This window comes from Patescibacteria group bacterium, from assembly GCA_041665345.1.
GTDB lineage: Bacteria > Patescibacteriota > Patescibacteriia > PEXW01 > PEXW01 > JBAYJA01.
Map to the genome: position 1 here is coordinate 49,575 of JBAYJA010000005.1, position 17,865 is coordinate 67,439.

Sequence of the window (17,865 nt, forward strand, 5' to 3'; positions counted from 1 at the left end):
AAGTATAAAGAAGAGTTTAGATATTGTCAATGCTTTAAGCAAAATATTAAAGTGGAATTGACAAAATGGCTAAAATAAGCTAAAATTGTGATATAGTATTTGTCATAATCTTCGTCAAATGAACATTCAAGAGGCATTAACGCACTTTGGACTCAATGAAAAGGAGGCTGGGGTATACCTTGCTGCTCTTGCTTTAGGGAGGGCGAAAGGTCAGGAAGTTGCAAGAAATGCTGGGTTACCACGTTCCACCACGTACAGCATTCTGGATACGCTGGTGCAGAAGAAGCTCATTCTTACCCTGGACGACCGCAAAGTGCGTGAGTATGCAGCAGAAGACCCTGACAAGTTGGTGGAACAAAGCGAAGCAGCCTACCGCACCATGAAAGCCGCGCAACCGGATTTGGCGGCGCTGTTCCGGGGGGCGAAGAACCGGCCGCGGGTGCGGTACTACGACGGGTTGCAGGCAATTAAGGGTATGTACGAGGGGATTTTGCTCCAGCGGAAGAAGGGGCTGAAAGACTACCAAGTCATTGCTTCCGAATCCGCTTTCCTTAGCCGTGATCGGGAGTGGTTTACCAATTTTGTGAAGCGCCGAGCAGCGTTTGGCATGCACTCGCGGTTAATTCTGGAAGCCAGTGAAGATACCCGGCAAAAGCAAAAAGAGGAAAAGGAGATTAATTCAGAAATCCGGATTTTGGACAACTTTTACGAACAGCGGAGCAAGGCGGGAATTTACATTTTGCTGAAGAGTGTCATTTTTGTGGAGTACACCAAAAACCCCGTGGCCGTGGAAATGGAGAGTAAAGAACTGGTTTCCATGCACCGCATGCTGTTTGAAGCCCTGTGGAAGACTTTGCCCGCAGCTTCGCAGCCTGCGCTGCAGTCCACGTAAGGTACTTTTTCAGAGTATAGACACTCGTTCACTTCAAGCCGTAGGCGTATACTTCACAATATGAAAAAGCTACTCTGTGTCGTTGACTACCAAAATGACTTTGTCAGCCCTGACGGGAAGGTAGCCAAGCAGCTGGGCAATGACAAGCTACTGAAAGCGCAGGCACTACTGCCAAAAATTCAGCAGCTGCTTGATGCCTGGCACAAGCGTTCAGATCCTGTGCTTTTTCTGCAGTCAGACTACAGCCTGAAAAATTACAAAGCGTCTTTTCAGGAGGGGAGGAAGAATAGTGCGTACAGCAATGCAGCAATCGTTGGCACCTGGGGGCATGCACTTTTCGGGCTGCAACCGGCTGCTTCTGATGCACGCTTGGTCAAACTGTATTTCGATGGTTTCTACCAATCTGCTTTGGAAGACACGCTTGTGAAGCAAGAAATTACCGACGTGTATTTTTGTGGCATTAATACCGATGTTTGCGTGTTCCACACGGCAATTGGTGCAATCGTCCGCGGCTATCGTTCCTACGTCATTGAGGATGCAACCGAGACCGTTTCAAGCGCTGAGCAGAAAGCCATATTCTTGCAATACTTGAAGAACTATGTCGGCGTGCAGATCGTACCCTTACGTGATGTACTTCTATGACTGAAAATTTCCAAGAACTGTACAACCCAGAAAACGCACCAGAGTGGAATGAAGAGAAGACCATGGAGCATGCTTCCGGGATCTGGGGCAGGGATCCAATGCTTCAATACCTCCGAGATGAAGTGATTAAGCCCGGAGATAAAGTCCTGGATATTGGCTCTGGCGCAGGGTACCCATCTGCCCGAATGGCAGAGATGGTAGGAAAAGATGGAACCGTGGTTGGCCTGGAGTACAGCAAATCTATGCTGGGCATTGCTGATGATGAAAAAGGTGAACCAGCGAGTAAGAAGTATGAGGCACTGAAGCAGCTGATGTTCATCAATGGTGATGCCACAAACATGCCCATACAAGAAAAATCTTTTGACGTTGCCACGTCTTTTATGGTGCTGCACAATTTGGAGCTTCCACAAGTGCAGAAAGTACTTCAGGAAACTGCCCGGGTTCTCAAACCTGGCGGCAAGGCAGTGTTTCTTACCATGCATCCGGATATGCTGGAGTCAGATTGGAAATTAGACTTCATGGAATATCCTGACGATGCTATTGCCGCCTACAAGGCACTGGAAGAAAAGGAGGGATTCCGATTAAGCGGGAAAGTGAAAAATGCTGGTGGGGGTGAAAAGCAGATTGGCTTGGTGGTACATACCCGGGAAAATATGCAGCAGGCCATTGCACAAGCCGGGTTAGAGCTTGCACATGAAGAAGGATATTTTATTGATGCCGACACAGCAGCCGAAAAGTTTGGTGAAAATGCATCGCGGGTAATGCCAACCACGCCAACTTTTTGGAAATTGGAATTGGTGAAGCCGGAAAGCACTGAAGCAAGCTAATAATATGGGTGGAGTGTGGGCGGCCCTTGACGCATACGCATTGGTAGGGTACAGTAGCTAACTTTATGACCGACCACACTGCCAGCTACCGCGCAATTCACCGCGCCATTACCGAAGCCAAAGAGGTGCTCCTCATTGCCCACCAGAAACCGGACGGGGATACCCTGGGCGCGAATTTGGCCATGGCTAACTGGTTGCGGGATCAAGGCAAGCATTTCCATATTTTTTGCGCGCATCCGGTGCCGTCACACTACCAGTTCTTGCCCTTGTGGGAGCATGTGAAGAGCACCGAAGAGGAAATTGCCCACATCCCATTCAACGTTGTGGTGGCCCTGGACTCTTCCAGCCTGGATTATGCCGGCGCGACTTCTTTAGTTGCAAAACTAAAAGGGAGTCCGACGATTATCAACATTGACCACCACGGTACCAACCCGCACTTTGGGGATATGAATATTGTGGAACCCACTGCGTCGTCCTGTTCTGAATTGGTGTATAAATTTTTGGATCACCATCGCATTCACATTAGCCAAGAAATTGCTACCTGCTTGCTCACCGGCATTCTCACAGACACGGGTGGTTTCAGCAATCTGGGCACCACCACTGATGCGGTGGAAATTGCTGGTACCCTCATGCGGCGTGGCGCTAAGTTCCGCACAATTACAGAAAACACTGTGCGGAATAAGTCCGTGAACACCCTGAAGCTCTGGGGCATTGCCTTGGACCGGCTGACACAGCATGCGGATGGGCTGGTGAGTACAGTCATCACCCAGGCTGATTTGGATGCGTGTGGTGCAGTGGAAGAAGATATGGAAGGTGTAGCAAATTTTCTCAACGCCCTGCAAGACGCCAGAATGGTGATGGTGCTGAAAGAGCGTGAGGGTGTGGTGAAAGGGAGTTTACGTACGACGCAGGCTGATGTGGACGTGGCCGAGTATGCCAAGAAGCACTTTGGCGGTGGTGGTCACAAAAAAGCCGCGGGCTTTGCCGTGCCGGGTCATCTGGTACAAACGCCGGATGGCTGGCGAGTGCAACCAAATACGTAAGAGACAGCGGAGCGGAAGAATGTACACCCCAGGAATTCTTGGTGATGTTTGGGTTGCATTTGACACCGTCAGGCTGACTGGAACATACTGGCGTTACAAAAAAACATGGTAGGAGGTAAAACCCATGTACCCTGCTCACAACTACTATTGGACCTGCAGCTGTGGCGCGAACCCAATATCAGATCATGCTGATGAGAGAACTGGTGTCCCTCTTGGTCAGGCTCCCACTTGTCCCAACTGCGGGAAACCCATGCAAGGTAGTCCGATGAAACTGGATGGCCCTTTCCCTGAAGATCCAAAACCGCTCTACTAAACTATACAGGAGTACCAACAGGGCACTCCTTTTTCCTTGCACGGGCGTGGCCTGGTATGGAATACTTTATCCATGGAACGCGAACCAGGAAAGCAAGAGCGGGAGGTACACTATCGTGATATAAGCGAGGAATTTTTGAGTATTCCAGGGTATGATTTTCCAGAATTTCTTCGTACGCTAGACCATGAGCCAGCGCTGGAAATAAAAGTTGATTGGAAAGACAAGTACATGGCACGGCGGTTAAAGGCTTTTCTCGAAGATTTTCATGCGCTGGATATCAAACAAAAGCGTCGTGCTACTATACGCGCAACAGAAGCACAGTGGATGGAGGAGCTGAATGTCTTTGCCTCAGGAGTGAAGTGGGAAAAGGTATAAAAAAAGGACACCTTGGGGTGTCCTGTGGATGCGGGCTATTTTTTTGGCGCCTCTGGTTCGGAAGAGGCAGCACGGATTGCTTCCCAATCCAGAATTTCTTGCTGGATGAGTCGGCATGGGGGCTGCTGTGCACCAAGCCGTGTCTTCCGAATGAGCGCTGGCGGGAGCGGACGAACCTTTCCGTTTTTCGCTACATCGTTCATGTAGCTCAGATGCTGTTTGGGATGGCCTTGTTCCGTTTGGTCTGTTCCATCTTTTGTTTCTGGCACTTCTCCTCCTGGAGTTATCTGGTTTGGGGATCTCCCTGGAAACGCTCAAGGAAATTCCGAGGGTCAATTTCATGCTGCAGCACTGCAGGCAGTTCTTCGTGAGGCACGTCTTTGTGCCGCTCGGCCAATATTCCCGCCTGGATTGCGCACGCAACATGTTCATCCCGTTCCAGGGAAATGCCAAAGGTAAACATGGCCTGCAGGATAGTTGGAGCAATCAGCTCTGGCTCACCATTTGCTTTTTTCGCAGCAAAGGCAAGTTTCTTTACAAAGGGCATTTTTCCTCCTACGAAAACGTTTTGCTATGAGCTTCTAGTGTACTAAAAAAATGGTAGAGCTAAAAGTAGCCCTTTTAATCCGCTTCGCCAAGGGTTTTGTGAGGGTTTGTGGTAGAGCAAGGGTTTGGATGCTCGTTAGGACGTTGGGTTGGGAAGGAGGGTGATACATTTTCGAAAAACACACCCAACCTTCCAACTCCACCTGGCGCTTCAACAAAACCTCTTTCCCTCTCCCTTGTTCCCTCTCCCTCAAAGGGCGAGGGAGACGTTCTGCAATCTTGTGTACCGTATTCCTATCCCTCTCCATCTTCATTCGTATCCCTTTTCGTAATTCGTAACCGGGTTGACTTTTCCCCCAAACCGCAGTATACCTTCAAGACGTAGATCGTGCTTCTGCCTTCTCTTCCCCTCAACCAACCCCTCCATCCATACTCGCTTCCACACCCAAACCCTTTACCCCTCCAACCATGTACCTAGTCCCAACCGTCATTGAAAAATCCAACTTTGGTGAGCGTGCATACGACATCTACTCTCGCCTGCTCAAAGACCGTATCATCTTCCTAGGTGATGCCATTGACGATGGCGTTGCCAACACAGTCATTGCGCAGTTACTGCTCTTGGAAAACCAAGACCGAGACAAGGATATTAAAATTTACCTGAACACCCCCGGCGGTTCGGTCACGGCTGGCATGGCGATTTATGACACCATGCAGTACGTGAAACCGGACGTGAGCACCATTTGCGTGGGGATGGCTGCCAGCATGGGGGCGGTGCTCCTGGCCGGTGGCGCGAAGGGAAAGCGCTTCACTTTACCGAATGCAGAAATCCTCATTCACCAAGTTATGGGTGGGACGGAAGGTCAGGCCTCAGATATTAAAATCCGCGCGGAGCATATCTTGAAGATTAAAGACCGGCTGAACCAAATTTTGGCCAAGCACACTGGCCAGTCCGTTAAGAAAATTGAGGAAGATTCAGACCGGGATAAGTACATGTCTGCTGAGGATGCCAAAAAGTACGGCATCGTGGACAAAATAATTTCCAAGGCAAGTTGATGCGACGCATACATTCCACGCTGCTCTTCCTGGGAGGAGCGCTTGGCATTCTTTTGTCGTGCCTCATTTTTGCCGCGCCGGCCCAAGCTGCAGTTTCCGTTGAAGTCATTTCGGCCACGCAGCCAGACCCAAAGTACGCAAACACCCCTGCCAAAGATTTTGTCTCGGATGCGCCGTGGGTCCACCGGCTAGGTGCCAATGCTGACATTCCTGTCATCACCTTCATTAAAGATGCGCAATCAGACAGCGCGCTGCTGGATTACATTAGCTACACGCGGACCGATACGAACACCGAAATTATTCGGTACGACCCCAACCCAGATCTGGTTGTGAATGCATCATTCTGGGGGATTCGCGTACGCGAACTGACGCCTACCGAGGTTGGTCTAACGCCTGGCCAGACCTTGCCGCTGCGGGTGGACATTCGCTTCCGCGATCAACTCATCTGGCATACCTACAGCCAGCACTTGCAGGTGAAGATTGCTAGTCCCTGGCCATCGCTGCCTGGTTGGTACCGGGGCGATACACATTTCCACAGCGAGTTTACGGATAACGCCTTTGAGTATGGCGGAAATTTTGATTTCAATGTGGAAGCGTCGCAGGCAATTGGCATGCAGTGGACCACGCTCACGGAGCATTCCTACGATGTGACCGCCACCGAATGGGATCAGCTCGTTGCACGCAGCCTGGCAGCGTCCAATGCAACGTTCCGCCTCATTCCCGGCTTGGAATTTTCCGTAGATACGAATGAGACGAACGAATCGGTGGATGATCGTATTCATGTTTTGGGTTTAGGGTTGAACAAGTGGATCGCGGGGCCGGATATAGTACCAAGCTTCAACGTCACGGCAAACCAACCCCGCACGCTGTCCGCCGTCCTAACGGATATTACCGACGCGAACGGCGTGGCGTATGCCTCACATCCGGAGAGCGATTCGTTGCCCATCGACGTCTTTGGCTTCTTACCACCGTGGTCAAACGCGAATTACACCACCGCGCTCAGCTTCCCGGTTTTTGTGGGTCTGGAGATTTTCAACGAGCGGCCAACCTCCGTCACGAATAGTAATGTGACCACAGACAACATGAGCCCGTTTCCTTGGACGGCAAATACCAACTGGGACGCGGAATGGCAGCGCGGCATTGTTCGGTACAATGCTTTGGTCCGCGCAAATATTTTTCGCAACATTTCTCTGCTGGGCGGTTCGGACGCGCATGGTGATGCAAATTACAAAGTCTTCAACGCAAATGGCGCCTTTGACGTGGCGGCGAATGAGACGGCTTCCGGAAAAGTGCACACGGTTGTTCCATTGCCTGGTGGTCTGACGCAAACCGGGATTATGGACGCCTTACGCAATGGTCGAGGCATCGTTTCTGATGGTCCGCTGGTTATACCCGAAATTCGTCTTGGGAGTACAACACTCGCGCAGGTGGGGGATCGAATTACTTTTCAGCCAACCGCAAATGTACACGTACGCTCGCTTTCCAGCGTAGAGTTTGGGAACCTCAGCACCCTTACCCTACACGTCCTTTCCCCTGGTACGGAGGCGCATCAGGTTGTACCGCTCACCGGCCTGGATCAAACGTTCACGCGGACACTCGCCGATCTTAACGTTGCTCCACCTTTTGCCGTGTGGGTAGAGGCACGTACGACCCTTGGTCATCGAAGTTTTAGTAATCCCATTTGGCTCAATGGCCCAATGCTCTGTGGTGATGCAGATGGAGATGGCAAAATTTCTATTGGAGACGCGGTGAATATTATTAACTATATCTTCGCCAATGGCACCACCCCGGTTTCCGGTGACCCAAATAACGATGGCCAAACGGATATTGGCGATGCGGTGTACCTCATTAATTACATTTTTGGAGGGGGTCCCGCCCCTACCTGCAGTCAGCAAAAGCGAAAGTAACCAAGAAAGTCTTCAGTTCAGGCCATCCTTGTGCAATGCGTGATAATGTGGGGCGATGATGCATTCTCCAAGCGACCTTTGCGTCCCAAAAACCTCTGTGCTAAGGTAGGAAAGCTCAGTTCCTGCACGCATTTCGTGCACGCAGAGCACTCTATGACCAACCTTACCTCCATACTTCTATGTCCTTCGACAACTTCAGCACCTGGTTTTGGGTACTCCTTTTACCAATTGGCACCTTCGGCGGCATGCTCGTGGGTTACTTCGCTCGTAAAGTTTGGGCTTCCAAGCAAGTAGAAACCGCAGAAGCCCGCTTGCAGAAAGCGGAAGAAGAAGCACGACAGCAAGAAAAAGAAATTCTCTTCAAGGCCAAGGAAAAAGGCATGAAGATTATTGAAGATGCAAAACGGGACGAAGACCAACGTCGCCGGGAGATTCAGGCACAGCAGCAGCGTTTAGAAACGCGTGAGAGCACGTTCGATCAAAAGTTAATGCAAATCGAGAAGAGCCAGAAGCAATTGGTAGAAAAGGAAAACCGTTTGGAAAACGTGCATAAAGAACTTTCGACCATTCGTGAGCAGCAGGTGGCGAAGTTAGAGAAAATTGCCGCCCTGAGTAAAGACGAGGCGAAGCGGGTGTTGCTGGATGCCACGGAGCGGGATATGAAGGATGAATTAGCTGACCGTTTGAAGAAGCACCAAGAGCAAGCCGCCGAAGCCATTGACCAGCAAGCGAAAAATCTCATTAGCCTGGCAATTCAGCGCGTGGCTTCACCCCACACCGCGGAAACCACTACTACGCTGGTGGCTTTGCCCAACGAGGAAATGAAAGGCCGCATCATTGGCAAGGAAGGTCGCAATATTAAATCCCTGGAACTGCAGACTGGCGTAGAAATTCTGGTGGATGAATCTCCCGACTCGGTTGTGGTATCTGGCTTCTCGCCCACCCGTCGCCAAGTGGCCAAACGTGCGTTGGAAAAACTCATGTCCGATGGCCGCATTCACCCCGGACGCATTGAAGAGGCTGTTGCGCAAGCCAAGAAAGATATTTCCCAAGAAATGAAGAAGGCGGGTGAAGAAGCGGCATACGAAGTAGGGGTTGCAGGTTTGGACCCCAAACTCTTGCAGCTGGTTGGTCGCTTGAAGTACCGCACCAGCTACGGCCAGAATGTACTCCGCCACTCGGTGGAAGTCGCCATTGTGGCTGGGCTGCTGGCCGAAGAGCTGAATGCCAACGTGAGCGTGTGTAAGAAAGGTGGTTTGCTTCACGACATTGGCAAAGCATTGGATCATGACATCCAAGGGACGCATCCGGAAATTGGCTACGACATTCTGCGCCGGAAGTTCCGCATGCCAGAGGAAGTTGCCTACCAGTGCATTTCCCATCATGAGGACAGTCCCAAGACACTGGAAGGTGCAATTGTGAAAGCTGCGGATGCAATTTCCGGTTCACGCCCAGGCGCGCGCAAAGACAGCATTGAGCAGTACATCCAGCGCCTGGAAGATTTGGAACGTTTGGCCGGCGGGTTTGAAGGGGTGGACAAGGCGTACGCCATTCAAGCAGGCCGAGAAATTCGGGTGTTCGTCACCCCAGAGAAGTTGGACGACTTTGGCGCCATCAAGCTTGCCCGGGAAATTGCCAACGGCATTGAAAAAGAGCTGCAGTACCCGGGAGAAATTAAGGTGACGGTAATCCGCGAGCGACGCGTTATCGAGTACGCCAGGTAATTACCCGAAGCAAAAGAAAACCAGCGGTTTTACTACCGCTGGTATTTTTGCATTTATGGGATTATGGAGTTCTAGCCCCGACCAGGCAACCATATGGCCCGCACGGCCCAGCACTGTTGCAGGACACGCAAATCACACATATCGATGGTTATTGAGCATCGACCGCCATCTTTCCGAACATCAGTAGCAACAGTTGCAATAACGGAATCAATTGCTGTTAATGTCGCAATATTTTGGTTAATCGGATCGATCCAAACGTTTGTTCGCCAAGAGGTAGGTCCATTTCCGTTACCAACTCTGAATGGCATGTGGTAAGCAGAATAAAGTCTGCTTGCTTCACTTTCTGCCTGATCCATACTATCCACCTCGCAGGCTAGATGGTATAGCTGGTCAAGTGGCGGGGAAAGTTTACTAGACAGGGTGGATGGGGGCGAACTCGTACATGATGCTAGTAACCAACCAAAAAGTAGGACAATGAACATTTTCGCTTTCAACACTTTTTACTCCTTTCCTTGTGTGAACAGCTTACGGGCAGGAGCATTTGGGTGTCAAGCTTATGCAGGAATTGCCTACGCCCACGAAGTACGGTATGGTTTGTGCATGCGCATTCTTTTTTTAGGCGATGTTGTGGGTAAACCTGGTCGGGCTATCGTGTCCAAGCTGTTGCCACAGCTCAAAAAGGAGTTTTCCCCGGACGTGATTCTGGCTAATGTGGAAAATCTGGCGCATGGCAAAGGCGTGACCAAGAAAACTTGGGCCGAAGTGCAGGCTGCAGGGGTGATGATTGGCACGTCTGGGAATCACATCCTGAGCAAAGAAATGGATGCAGCAGCGCTGCTGACTGACCCGGACACGCACGTACTGCGGCCGGCGAATTATCCATCCACCTTCCCTGGGGTTGGTGCGAAGGTTTTTCCCGTTGCGGGCAAAGAGGTTCTCGTTATGAACTTGAGCGGTGAGGTGAACATGGCGCATGAACCAACATCACCGTTTGTGGCGGTGGAAAAACTGCTGACTGAAAACCCAAAGCATGACCTGGTTATTCTGGATCTCCATGCTGAGGCGACCAGTGAAAAAGTCGCCATGGGTTGGTACTTGGACGGTCGGGCAACATTGGTGGTAGGCACGCACACGCATGTCCCAACGGCGGACGCGCGGATTCTCCCAGGTGGTACGGCCTACGTTACAGACCTGGGTATGTGCGGATTGCAGAATGGCATTATTGGCGTGGATCGGGAGGCAATTATGCCGCGCTTCTTGGAAAATCGGAAACCGCCCCACGAAATTGCTGAGCATGGGCCCGTGCAATTCTGCAGCGTTTTGGTGGAAGTTGGGACTGATGGGAAGGCAACAGCCATCCAGCGCATTGACCGCCAAAGTACGGTATAATAGGAGCAGCTACTTCTTCCAAACCGAAAGGGGGTGAGCCGTATGAACAAAGCAGAACTCATTGATCGTTTAGCCGAAAAGCTCAACCAGCCCAAGAAGCAGGTGGAGGATGTGCTGGAAGGTTTTCAGAAAACCGTTATGGAAACGCTCCAAGCGAATGAAGAGGTTACCCTCACAGGTTTTGGCACGTTCATGGCGAAAGAGCGTTCCGCACGTACCGGCGTCAACCCTCAGAATCCAACCGAGAAAATTCAGATTGCTGCCGTCCGCGTCCCCAAGTTCAAGGCTGGCAAAGCCCTGAAAGACTGTTTGAAGCACCCAGCGTAAATTTTCTTCCATAATGTAAACCGCCCTTGTGGACATACAAGGGCGGAGTTTTGTTTTAAAGTGTGCATGCTTGGAAACACTATCCGTATTGAATTTCGTAGAGCAACGCGCCAATCAACCAAGTAACAAAAATAATTCCCACAGAAGTTTCAAAGAGCTCATTTGCGCGGAGTGTATTCCAACTCAGAGAACCACCAATCAGGACAATAACTGTCCAAGGCAGGAAAAAATGCCACCGTTTGTGCGCCATTTTCAACTCTCACTTTTTTAAAGTTTCTACTATTCCAAGCATACCAATGAGTCTGGAAGCAGTCAAAAAAGAAACATGAAAAGCCCCGGCCATGTGGTCGGGGCGTTGTATTAGCGTGCGGGTTGTATGAACTTCGGATACTGTGCACTCAGCGACATGTAGTCATCCTCTGCATCCTGGAGTTGGCAGGCGCAGCTCTCTAAATCCCCATTGGTAAAGGCGGAAAAACTCAGTGCTAACTTTGCCTGGCAGGAAATCCGGTACGTGTCTGCTGGGAGTGATTGCACGAGATAGTGTACCCATGCCAACCGAAGGAGAAGAATTTTTGCGATTTTTCGGGGACGCTTTGCCAGGGAATGTGCGGTGTTGCCAAAATGGTCTTTTGCGGTTTTCTCAAGTGCTTGTAACTCAGCTTTTTGCTGCTGGTTCAGCGTTGTGTTTATAGACACATCAGCCTCCTCGTCAGTGTGTGTAGTCATTGTACATGACCACTGGAGTGCGGCAAGCGCCTTGGCGGATGGTATTTTCCCGAGTACTATAACAGCACCTATGTCGACCCGAACCCGCCTGCTCACAATCGCCATTCTGTCCCTTGCTGGGATTGCTGTTTCCGCTTACGCCCTGAAGCTCCACTATTCCGTGGAACCTTCTACGTTTTGCAACTTCAACGCAACCTTCAACTGCGATGTGGTAAATAAGAGTTGGGCCAGCCAAATTGCCGGGGTGCCGGTTGCTTTGCTTGGGATCATTGGGTATGCCCTTATGCTGGTCGTTAGTCTCTGGTTGCTGCTAATGAAAAAACTGCCCACCCTGGCGTGGGGCGGGCTGGCGCTGGCAAGTCTTGGCGGGCTGGGCTTTTCTTTGTTTCTGACAGGTGTGGAAATTTTTGACCTGAAAACGTTTTGCGTGCTGTGCTTAGGTTCGCAAGTAGTTATGCTGGCAATCGCCTTGCTGGTGTGGACCAGTGTGGAGGCGCGTCATTCCTTCCGCTCCTGGTTCTTCTCCTCAGCTTCCTGAGCACCAAGTTTTGCCAATCGCATTGTCAGCCAGACAACAACAACGGTAACAATGATTGCATAGCCAAACTTGGCCACGAGGCCACTTGCGGTGCCAAAAATCCTGGCGAACAAGTCTTTCACCGCCTCATTCCAGGCTAACGCCGCTATCAGACCCAGGGCTCCAGTAATGAGCGTTCGGATCTGCTCTGCAACGGCTTTGGTCGTCTTTGGCATATGTGAAGTATATCATGGACAGGATGAGGAGTGCGGCAAGGGTTTGGATGCTCGTTAGGGTTTAGGGTATGGAAGGGGGGAGATTTTCTTGGAGGTTGCACCAATCTTTCGTCACGAAGGCAAGCTTCTCCTGGTAAGCATTACCCCTCCGCACCTCCCCTTAGTAAAGGGGAGGACGGGTTTTGTGGTGAAAGCTCAAGACTCTTCCTATTCGTAATTCGTACTTTCGTAGCATCTATTCGTATTTCGTAACTGTATTCGTATATTTGACGAAAGTGAAAAAACATGCTAGAATACATTTAGAAATAAAGAACAAATATGAAAAAACTTTCACCAGCCTTCCCCTCGGGGCATATTAGCTTGGTCATGCTAGGACAGACCATGTACTACGAAAAGGCATCAATGTCACTGGGCCACCGCATGGCCAAGCGCATTTTTGGTGCATTGAAAAAGAAACCCGCCCAGCGGTAACGCGTCCTTTATGATTAAAATTGACGACCTGTTTCGCATCGCGGTTGACCGCCGGGCCTCCGACGTCCATATTGTTTCCGGCAAACCACCAATCCTCCGCATTGATGGGAATTTAGTTGAGGTTGAAGGTATTCCACCCTTGGCGCCAAAAGACACCCAGGCGTTGATTTTCTCCATCATGAATGACAAGCAGAAGCAGTTGTTCATTGGTGACCGGGAATTGGATATGTCCTACGAGATTCCCGGTGGGTATCGCTTCCGTGTGAATTGTCACTGGGAGCGTAACAACGCCGGTTTAGTTGCGCGTATCATTTCCCAGCAAATTCCAGCCATGGAAGATTTGGCCATGCCGCAGGTAGTGTACGACCTGATCAAGCAGAAGCAGGGGCTCATTTTGGTCACTGGCCCTACGGGTTGTGGGAAGTCCACTTCCTTGGCTGCCATGATTGACTACATTAATAATGACCGTGCGGCGCACATCATCACCCTGGAAGATCCCATTGAATTCATCTACGAATCCAAGAAGTCCATTATCAAGCAGCGCCAACTTGGAACGGACATTCTCTCCTTTGGCCAGGCACTGAAGCATGTGTTGCGCCAAGACCCCAACGTGATTTTGGTGGGGGAAATGCGCGATTTGGAAACCATTTCTGCCACCATTACCTTGGCGGAGACTGGACACTTGGTTCTGGCTACCCTGCACACCTTCAACGCCGCGCAAACCGTGGATCGCATCATCGACGTGTTCCCACCCTACCAGCAAGACCAAGTCCGCATTCAGCTCTCCCTCTTCTTAAAGGGAATTATCTCCCAGCAGCTCTTGCCCCGGATGAATGGCGGACGTATTTCGTCCCGGGAAATTCTCATTAACACGCCAGCAATTGCAAACTTGATTCGGGAGAACAAGGTGGCGCAAATTAAAACCGTCATTCAAACGTCGGCAGAAGATGGCATGATCACCATGGACCAAGATTTGAAGCGTTTGTACGACGCGGGGGAAATTGCGGAAGACATTGCCCGGGCGTACATGCTGAATCCAGAAACACTGAAAGGGTAAGCAATATAGTCTACGAAGTGCAATAAACGAGCCCCGCAGCCAGCGGGGTTTCTTGCATATCAGCGCGTTCACTGCTACGTTGGAAGCCGAGCGCCCGTAGCTCAACGGATAGAGTACATGGCTTCGAACCATGGGGTTGGGGGTTCGATTCCCTCCGGGCGCACCAGCTCGTTTCGTGCTCCGCCCTGCGTGTAGCCGTTGCTACGGCTCCACTCCGGACTCCGCACGAAGCCTCGCTTTGCCCCACAAACCCGTGCTCCCCTTCGATTCGCTTCGCTCACTCAGGGTCCGCTTCGTGTTTGTGGGGACCCCGAAGAAAGCTCGGGCAACTAGCTCAGTTGGTTAGAGCGTCTCGTTTACACCGAGAAGGTCGTAGGTTCGACTCCTACGTTGCCCACCAGCTCGTTTCGCGCTCAGAGCTGCGCGTATCCGGTTGCTACCGAATCCGCTCCGCCCGTCGCGCGAAGCCTCGCTTTACCCCAGAAACGCGTGCTCGTCCTGATGCAGGACTGCGCGCCACATTTCTGGGGACCCCGGAAAAAATTATGGGCCCTTAGCTCATTTGGTAGAGCGCCGCGTTTGCAACGCGGAGGTGACCGGTTCGAGCCCGGTAGGGTCCACCAGCTCGTTTCGCGCTCAGAGCTGCGCGTAGACGTTGCTACGTCTCCGTTCCGCCCTTCGCGCGAAGCCTCGCTTTGCCCCACGAACGCGTGCTCGTCCTGCGGCAGGACTACGCGCCACATTCGTGGGGACCCCGGAGATGCTGAGCATATTTGAGTAATATTACTCCGCACGAATTTCGTCCCACTGCGTTTTTCACAGCGGCAGCTTTTTTCAGATACCAGTGCATTGCCATGACGAACACAGAATTGCTACTCTATTATTATGACTAACGAGATAACCGCTTACAATAATTTACAAGCAAAGAAGGAGAAAAGCATTTGCGATGCCCTACGTCGGGTGATTGATGCCTCTTTGCCAAAGGCTGAGAGTAAAGTGTGGCACGGTGGGCCAGTGTGGTTTTTGGCTGGGAATCCAATTGTTGGTTACTCGCTGCGGAAGCAGGGTGTGCAGCTTCTGTTCTGGAGCGGTATGTCGTTTGCTGAAACAGACCTCCTGCCCGTTGGGAACGTCAAAAAGTTCAAGGCTGCTGGTGTTATCTACACTGACCGTAAGGAGCTGAAGCATGCACTCATCAAACGTTGGCTGCGGAAAGCAAAAACCATCCAGTGGGATTATAAGAATATTATCAAGCGACGAGGGAAACTGGTGCGGCTGAAGTAGGATGTGTTACCTGATCGCCTGCTTCAGCAACGTAACAATTTTCTTTCCTCAGTAGTCCCTAACTTCTTCAAAGCAAAAGCAACGGGCCACATGCTGCCATCGTCGAGCTTGGCCGTGTTCTGAAAATTCAGGGTTGAGTAGCGGTCCTTGAATTTATTTGCAACCATTTTCCCCATTTAGCTTTGCTTGGCTTTTAGGGCTTCCCCGGCTTCCTGGCCAATTACCTGAAGTTCATCAACATATTCCCTGGCCCTTTTCCGCTGTCCCGGATGCTTGACTATGTAGCCGGTGGATTTCACTTTCCCCCATTCAAAATCATTTAACCCCTGATACTCCATATCTTGACTGCGAACGTCGTGCCGATCTCTTGAATGCAATGCTTTACTTGTTGGCTTCCTGGAGATTTCTTTATTTATTGGCCATTTGATATTTTTTTCTTGAGCGTATCTTTCGCCCTCATTCTGTATTTGGTTTCTTGCGGAATCTTCTAGTTTTTTTTCCCAAAAATCATTAATACTAATCTCATTGTCTAAGCAATACCGTTTAATATGCTCTTTCACTTGATTAGGTACATTTTCTTTGTGCCACAAGTCCATTCTTGCTGAGCTATTTATTAAAACTTCTGGTGTTGACTGTTGAGATCCCCATATCTCAGGCTCGTTGTCTTTCAAAATTTTGTGGAAAGTTTTTATAACCGAGATCAGAGACCCATAATACATACCACGTTTTTGGGTTTCACTATTTTTGGTATCAAGTTTTGCGGTATTGTTATCAAATTTATACAAGAAATTATCGTAATCTTTTTGCGTTGGCGCGTCGCTGTAAGTTTCAATGCCATGAATATTCCCCTCATCAAAGACAATAATTTTGGGGTTCTCCTTGCTAATAATTCTTTTCAATCGCTCCTCCATTTGAGGAGCGTAAGATTCTTGCGCCATTTTTTGAACCAACCCGTCATCGTTATTTTCTAACCATTTAAATAGCATTGGATCCACCCGTAGAAACCTGGGGATTGATTCCTCTCCCTGGAAGGCTGCTTTCCACGCCGCTTTGAGTACGTAACCATATGGAATGGCGCTCGAATCCGTAACAAAAACGTAGTCTGGCTTGATTTCATCGTGCCACTGCGTTACGACCTTAGCTGCCCAGTTTTTGATCCTCTCAGTTTGATGTTCCGTAAGCTGCTCCCGCCAGCCCTTATTAAAATCGTAGTTTTCTGCCTTCGTATTCGGCTTATTCACACTCTGGCTTCTCTCTATCGTCTGACTATCATCCTGCTGCCCCAGCGCAGGACTTGGTTCACTCTCCTGTACATGTCGGTAGTCTTCAGGATTCCCCATGCATTCATTTTAGCACATGGTCAGGCTAAGGAATTTCCCGCATTTTTCGTAGTTAATTAAAACCAAGTGAACCCACTTTACGTGATGAATCCATACCTTTATATCGTATCTTGCTCCTTTGTCGAGTTTTGGAATAGAAAAGAAGAGTGGGTAAATGAAAAAGCCACGCGCATGTGCAACGTGGCTGTTAGAAGGTTCGATCTTTTTGGAGAAAATCTTGGAGCAGCTTCGCACGTAGGGGGTGCTGAAACCACTTGAGGATTATCTTTTTTATTTGACGAGTTCGTTCTCTTGAGAGATTGTACCGTTCACCAATCTCTTCTAAGGTTAATGGCCCCTCACCATTCAACCCAAAGTAGAGCATGAAGATTTCTGCGTCCCTCGATGGAAGCGTATAAAGCAATGAACGGATGATGTTGCGGAGCTCCTCTTGTTCCAGGGCAATGGGTGCTAGAACTGCATGATCATCGGCGATGGTGTCCATTGCGGATCCATCACTTTCACCGTCAAAGAACATTTCAAGTGAGACGTGGGAATCACGAACCTGGTAGGTCGCCAGAATTTCCGCCTCGGTCATCTTTGTTGCAGCAGCAATCTCTTCCACACTTGGCTCGCGATCAAAACTGTGTAGCAATTTTTGGCTCACCTCATTCACAGTGTGCTTATCACCCGCCCGGTTCAACGGCACACGAAGAATTCTGCTCTGCTCAGCCAGCGCTTTAAGGATTGCTTGGCGGATCCACCAGACGGCATAGCTAATGAAGACAAATCCTCGGCTAGCATCAAAACGTTTTGCCGCTTTCACTAGGCCAACATTCCCTTCGTTAATCAGGTCAGCCAGGAGCACACCTTGGTTTTGGTAGCGCTTCGCCACACTGACCACAAACCGTAAATTTGCCTTTACCAGTTCATCAAGCGCTCCCTGGTCACCAAGCTTGATTTTTGCTGCAAGCACCACTTCCCTTTCCCGACTGATGAGCTTAAACTTGCCAATTTCTTTCAGGTAGAAATCCAGCGATGATCTCGCTTCTTTTGCACGAACCATTTGGTTTTTTTGCGTATCTCCTTGATTTTTCAAAGTACTCTCCTTTCTCCGTTGTAAGATAACTGCCCTTTTGTATTATGGTTGACCACTGTACCAAAGGTTGCACAGAAGGTCAAAAGAATCAATTGCAGTCTGGAACTTGCATATG

At 50.1% G+C, this 17,865-nt stretch carries 22 protein-coding genes and 3 tRNA genes; 17 read left to right on the forward strand and 8 right to left on the reverse strand.

The features are described from left to right. The first annotated feature begins 118 nt into the window (after positions 1-118). From WCV85_06620 to WCV85_06640, 5 genes are all read left to right on the forward strand, one after another. Entirely contained in the window at positions 119-892 is a 774-nt protein-coding gene (locus WCV85_06620; GenBank protein ID MFA6474512.1) for a helix-turn-helix domain-containing protein, read from the forward strand. A gap of 60 nt (positions 893-952) precedes the next feature. Continuing rightward, a complete protein-coding gene (locus WCV85_06625) occupies positions 953-1,534 on the forward strand; it encodes an isochorismatase family cysteine hydrolase (protein ID MFA6474513.1) in 582 nt (193 codons plus the stop codon). Next, positions 1,531-2,361: a class I SAM-dependent methyltransferase gene (locus tag WCV85_06630; GenBank protein MFA6474514.1), complete on the forward strand. Its 831-nt coding sequence runs from the start codon at positions 1,531-1,533 to the stop codon at positions 2,359-2,361. The genes WCV85_06625 and WCV85_06630 overlap by 4 nt, the downstream gene beginning before the upstream one ends. Before the next feature lie 65 nt (positions 2,362-2,426). Then, entirely contained in the window at positions 2,427-3,404 is a 978-nt protein-coding gene (locus tag WCV85_06635) for a DHH family phosphoesterase (GenBank protein MFA6474515.1), read from the forward strand. Positions 3,405-3,789: 385 nt separating this feature from the next. Further along, complete coding sequence (locus WCV85_06640) at positions 3,790-4,092, forward strand: hypothetical protein (protein ID MFA6474516.1); 303 nt, start codon at positions 3,790-3,792, stop codon at positions 4,090-4,092. 35 nt (positions 4,093-4,127) lie between these two features. On the opposite strand, the gene WCV85_06645 is transcribed toward WCV85_06640, so the two are convergent. Together WCV85_06645 and WCV85_06650 are read right to left on the reverse strand one after the other, a co-directional pair. Next, entirely contained in the window at positions 4,128-4,361 is a 234-nt protein-coding gene (locus WCV85_06645; protein MFA6474517.1) for a hypothetical protein, read from the reverse strand. A 14-nt stretch (positions 4,362-4,375) separates the two neighbouring features. Next, a complete protein-coding gene (locus tag WCV85_06650) occupies positions 4,376-4,639 on the reverse strand; it encodes a hypothetical protein (GenBank protein MFA6474518.1) in 264 nt (87 codons plus the stop codon). A gap of 467 nt (positions 4,640-5,106) precedes the next feature. On the opposite strand from WCV85_06650, the gene clpP reads away from it, so the two are divergent. The 3 genes from clpP (at position 5,107) to rny (ending at position 9,322) form a co-directional block, all read left to right on the forward strand. Beyond that, entirely contained in the window at positions 5,107-5,691 is a 585-nt protein-coding gene (gene clpP, locus WCV85_06655) for an ATP-dependent Clp endopeptidase proteolytic subunit ClpP (protein MFA6474519.1), read from the forward strand. Continuing rightward, the gene (locus tag WCV85_06660) at positions 5,691-7,598 is read left to right on the forward strand and encodes a dockerin type I domain-containing protein (protein MFA6474520.1); all 1,908 of its coding nucleotides are present in this window, start codon (positions 5,691-5,693) and stop codon (positions 7,596-7,598) included. The genes clpP and WCV85_06660 overlap by 1 nt, the downstream gene beginning before the upstream one ends. Positions 7,599-7,777: 179 nt before the next feature. Beyond that, positions 7,778-9,322, forward strand: a complete 1,545-nt coding sequence (rny, locus tag WCV85_06665) for a ribonuclease Y (GenBank protein ID MFA6474521.1) — start codon at positions 7,778-7,780, stop codon at positions 9,320-9,322. A 71-nt stretch (positions 9,323-9,393) separates the two neighbouring features. On the opposite strand, the gene WCV85_06670 is transcribed toward rny, so the two are convergent. Further along, complete coding sequence (locus tag WCV85_06670) at positions 9,394-9,678, reverse strand: hypothetical protein (GenBank protein MFA6474522.1); 285 nt, start codon at positions 9,676-9,678, stop codon at positions 9,394-9,396. Positions 9,679-9,922: 244 nt separating this feature from the next. Between WCV85_06670 and WCV85_06675 the strand changes: the two genes are divergently transcribed. Together WCV85_06675 and WCV85_06680 are read left to right on the forward strand one after the other, a co-directional pair. Beyond that, on the forward strand, positions 9,923-10,711 hold the full coding sequence (locus WCV85_06675) for a TIGR00282 family metallophosphoesterase (protein ID MFA6474523.1): 789 nt from the start codon (positions 9,923-9,925) through the stop codon (positions 10,709-10,711). Between the two features lie 42 nt (positions 10,712-10,753). After that, positions 10,754-11,038, forward strand: a complete 285-nt coding sequence (locus WCV85_06680) for an HU family DNA-binding protein (protein ID MFA6474524.1) — start codon at positions 10,754-10,756, stop codon at positions 11,036-11,038. 79 nt (positions 11,039-11,117) lie between these two features. Here the strand turns inward: WCV85_06680 and WCV85_06685 are convergent, their stop codons facing one another. Both WCV85_06685 and WCV85_06690 read right to left on the reverse strand, forming a co-directional pair. Then, complete coding sequence (locus tag WCV85_06685) at positions 11,118-11,288, reverse strand: hypothetical protein (GenBank protein ID MFA6474525.1); 171 nt, start codon at positions 11,286-11,288, stop codon at positions 11,118-11,120. A 110-nt stretch (positions 11,289-11,398) separates the two neighbouring features. Continuing rightward, positions 11,399-11,767 carry a hypothetical protein gene (locus WCV85_06690; protein ID MFA6474526.1) on the reverse strand — a complete coding sequence of 123 codons (369 nt, stop codon included), beginning with the start codon at positions 11,765-11,767 and terminating at the stop codon, positions 11,399-11,401. 70 nt (positions 11,768-11,837) lie between these two features. On the opposite strand from WCV85_06690, the gene WCV85_06695 reads away from it, so the two are divergent. Next, positions 11,838-12,305 carry a vitamin K epoxide reductase family protein gene (locus tag WCV85_06695; GenBank protein ID MFA6474527.1) on the forward strand — a complete coding sequence of 156 codons (468 nt, stop codon included), beginning with the start codon at positions 11,838-11,840 and terminating at the stop codon, positions 12,303-12,305. Here WCV85_06695 and WCV85_06700 read toward each other — a convergent pair. After that, positions 12,266-12,520, reverse strand: coding sequence for a DUF5654 family protein (locus tag WCV85_06700; GenBank protein MFA6474528.1), 255 nt, complete (start codon positions 12,518-12,520; stop codon positions 12,266-12,268). The two genes, WCV85_06695 and WCV85_06700, sit on opposite strands and share 40 nt — an antisense overlap. A 318-nt stretch (positions 12,521-12,838) precedes the next feature. Between WCV85_06700 and WCV85_06705 the strand changes: the two genes are divergently transcribed. The 6 genes from WCV85_06705 (at position 12,839) to WCV85_06730 (ending at position 15,332) form a co-directional block, all read left to right on the forward strand. Further along, a complete protein-coding gene (locus tag WCV85_06705; protein MFA6474529.1) occupies positions 12,839-12,991 on the forward strand; it encodes a hypothetical protein in 153 nt (50 codons plus the stop codon). Positions 12,992-13,001: 10 nt separating this feature from the next. Beyond that, positions 13,002-14,048, forward strand: a complete 1,047-nt coding sequence (locus tag WCV85_06710; GenBank protein ID MFA6474530.1) for a type IV pilus twitching motility protein PilT — start codon at positions 13,002-13,004, stop codon at positions 14,046-14,048. A 90-nt stretch (positions 14,049-14,138) separates the two neighbouring features. Further along, positions 14,139-14,214: transfer RNA gene (locus tag WCV85_06715), tRNA-Arg, on the forward strand. Between the two features lie 157 nt (positions 14,215-14,371). Next, positions 14,372-14,448, forward strand: a tRNA-Val gene (locus WCV85_06720). A 147-nt stretch (positions 14,449-14,595) separates the two neighbouring features. Further along, positions 14,596-14,671, forward strand: a tRNA-Ala gene (locus tag WCV85_06725). 262 nt (positions 14,672-14,933) lie between these two features. Continuing rightward, positions 14,934-15,332, forward strand: coding sequence for a DUF1801 domain-containing protein (locus tag WCV85_06730; protein MFA6474531.1), 399 nt, complete (start codon positions 14,934-14,936; stop codon positions 15,330-15,332). A 176-nt stretch (positions 15,333-15,508) separates the two neighbouring features. Here WCV85_06730 and WCV85_06735 read toward each other — a convergent pair whose 3' ends face one another. Both WCV85_06735 and WCV85_06740 read right to left on the reverse strand, forming a co-directional pair. After that, positions 15,509-16,672, reverse strand: a complete 1,164-nt coding sequence (locus WCV85_06735) for a hypothetical protein (GenBank protein MFA6474532.1) — start codon at positions 16,670-16,672, stop codon at positions 15,509-15,511. Positions 16,673-16,859: 187 nt separating this feature from the next. Continuing rightward, the gene (locus WCV85_06740; GenBank protein MFA6474533.1) at positions 16,860-17,717 is read right to left on the reverse strand and encodes an RNA polymerase sigma factor RpoD/SigA; all 858 of its coding nucleotides are present in this window, start codon (positions 17,715-17,717) and stop codon (positions 16,860-16,862) included. Positions 17,718-17,865 lie beyond the last annotated feature (148 nt).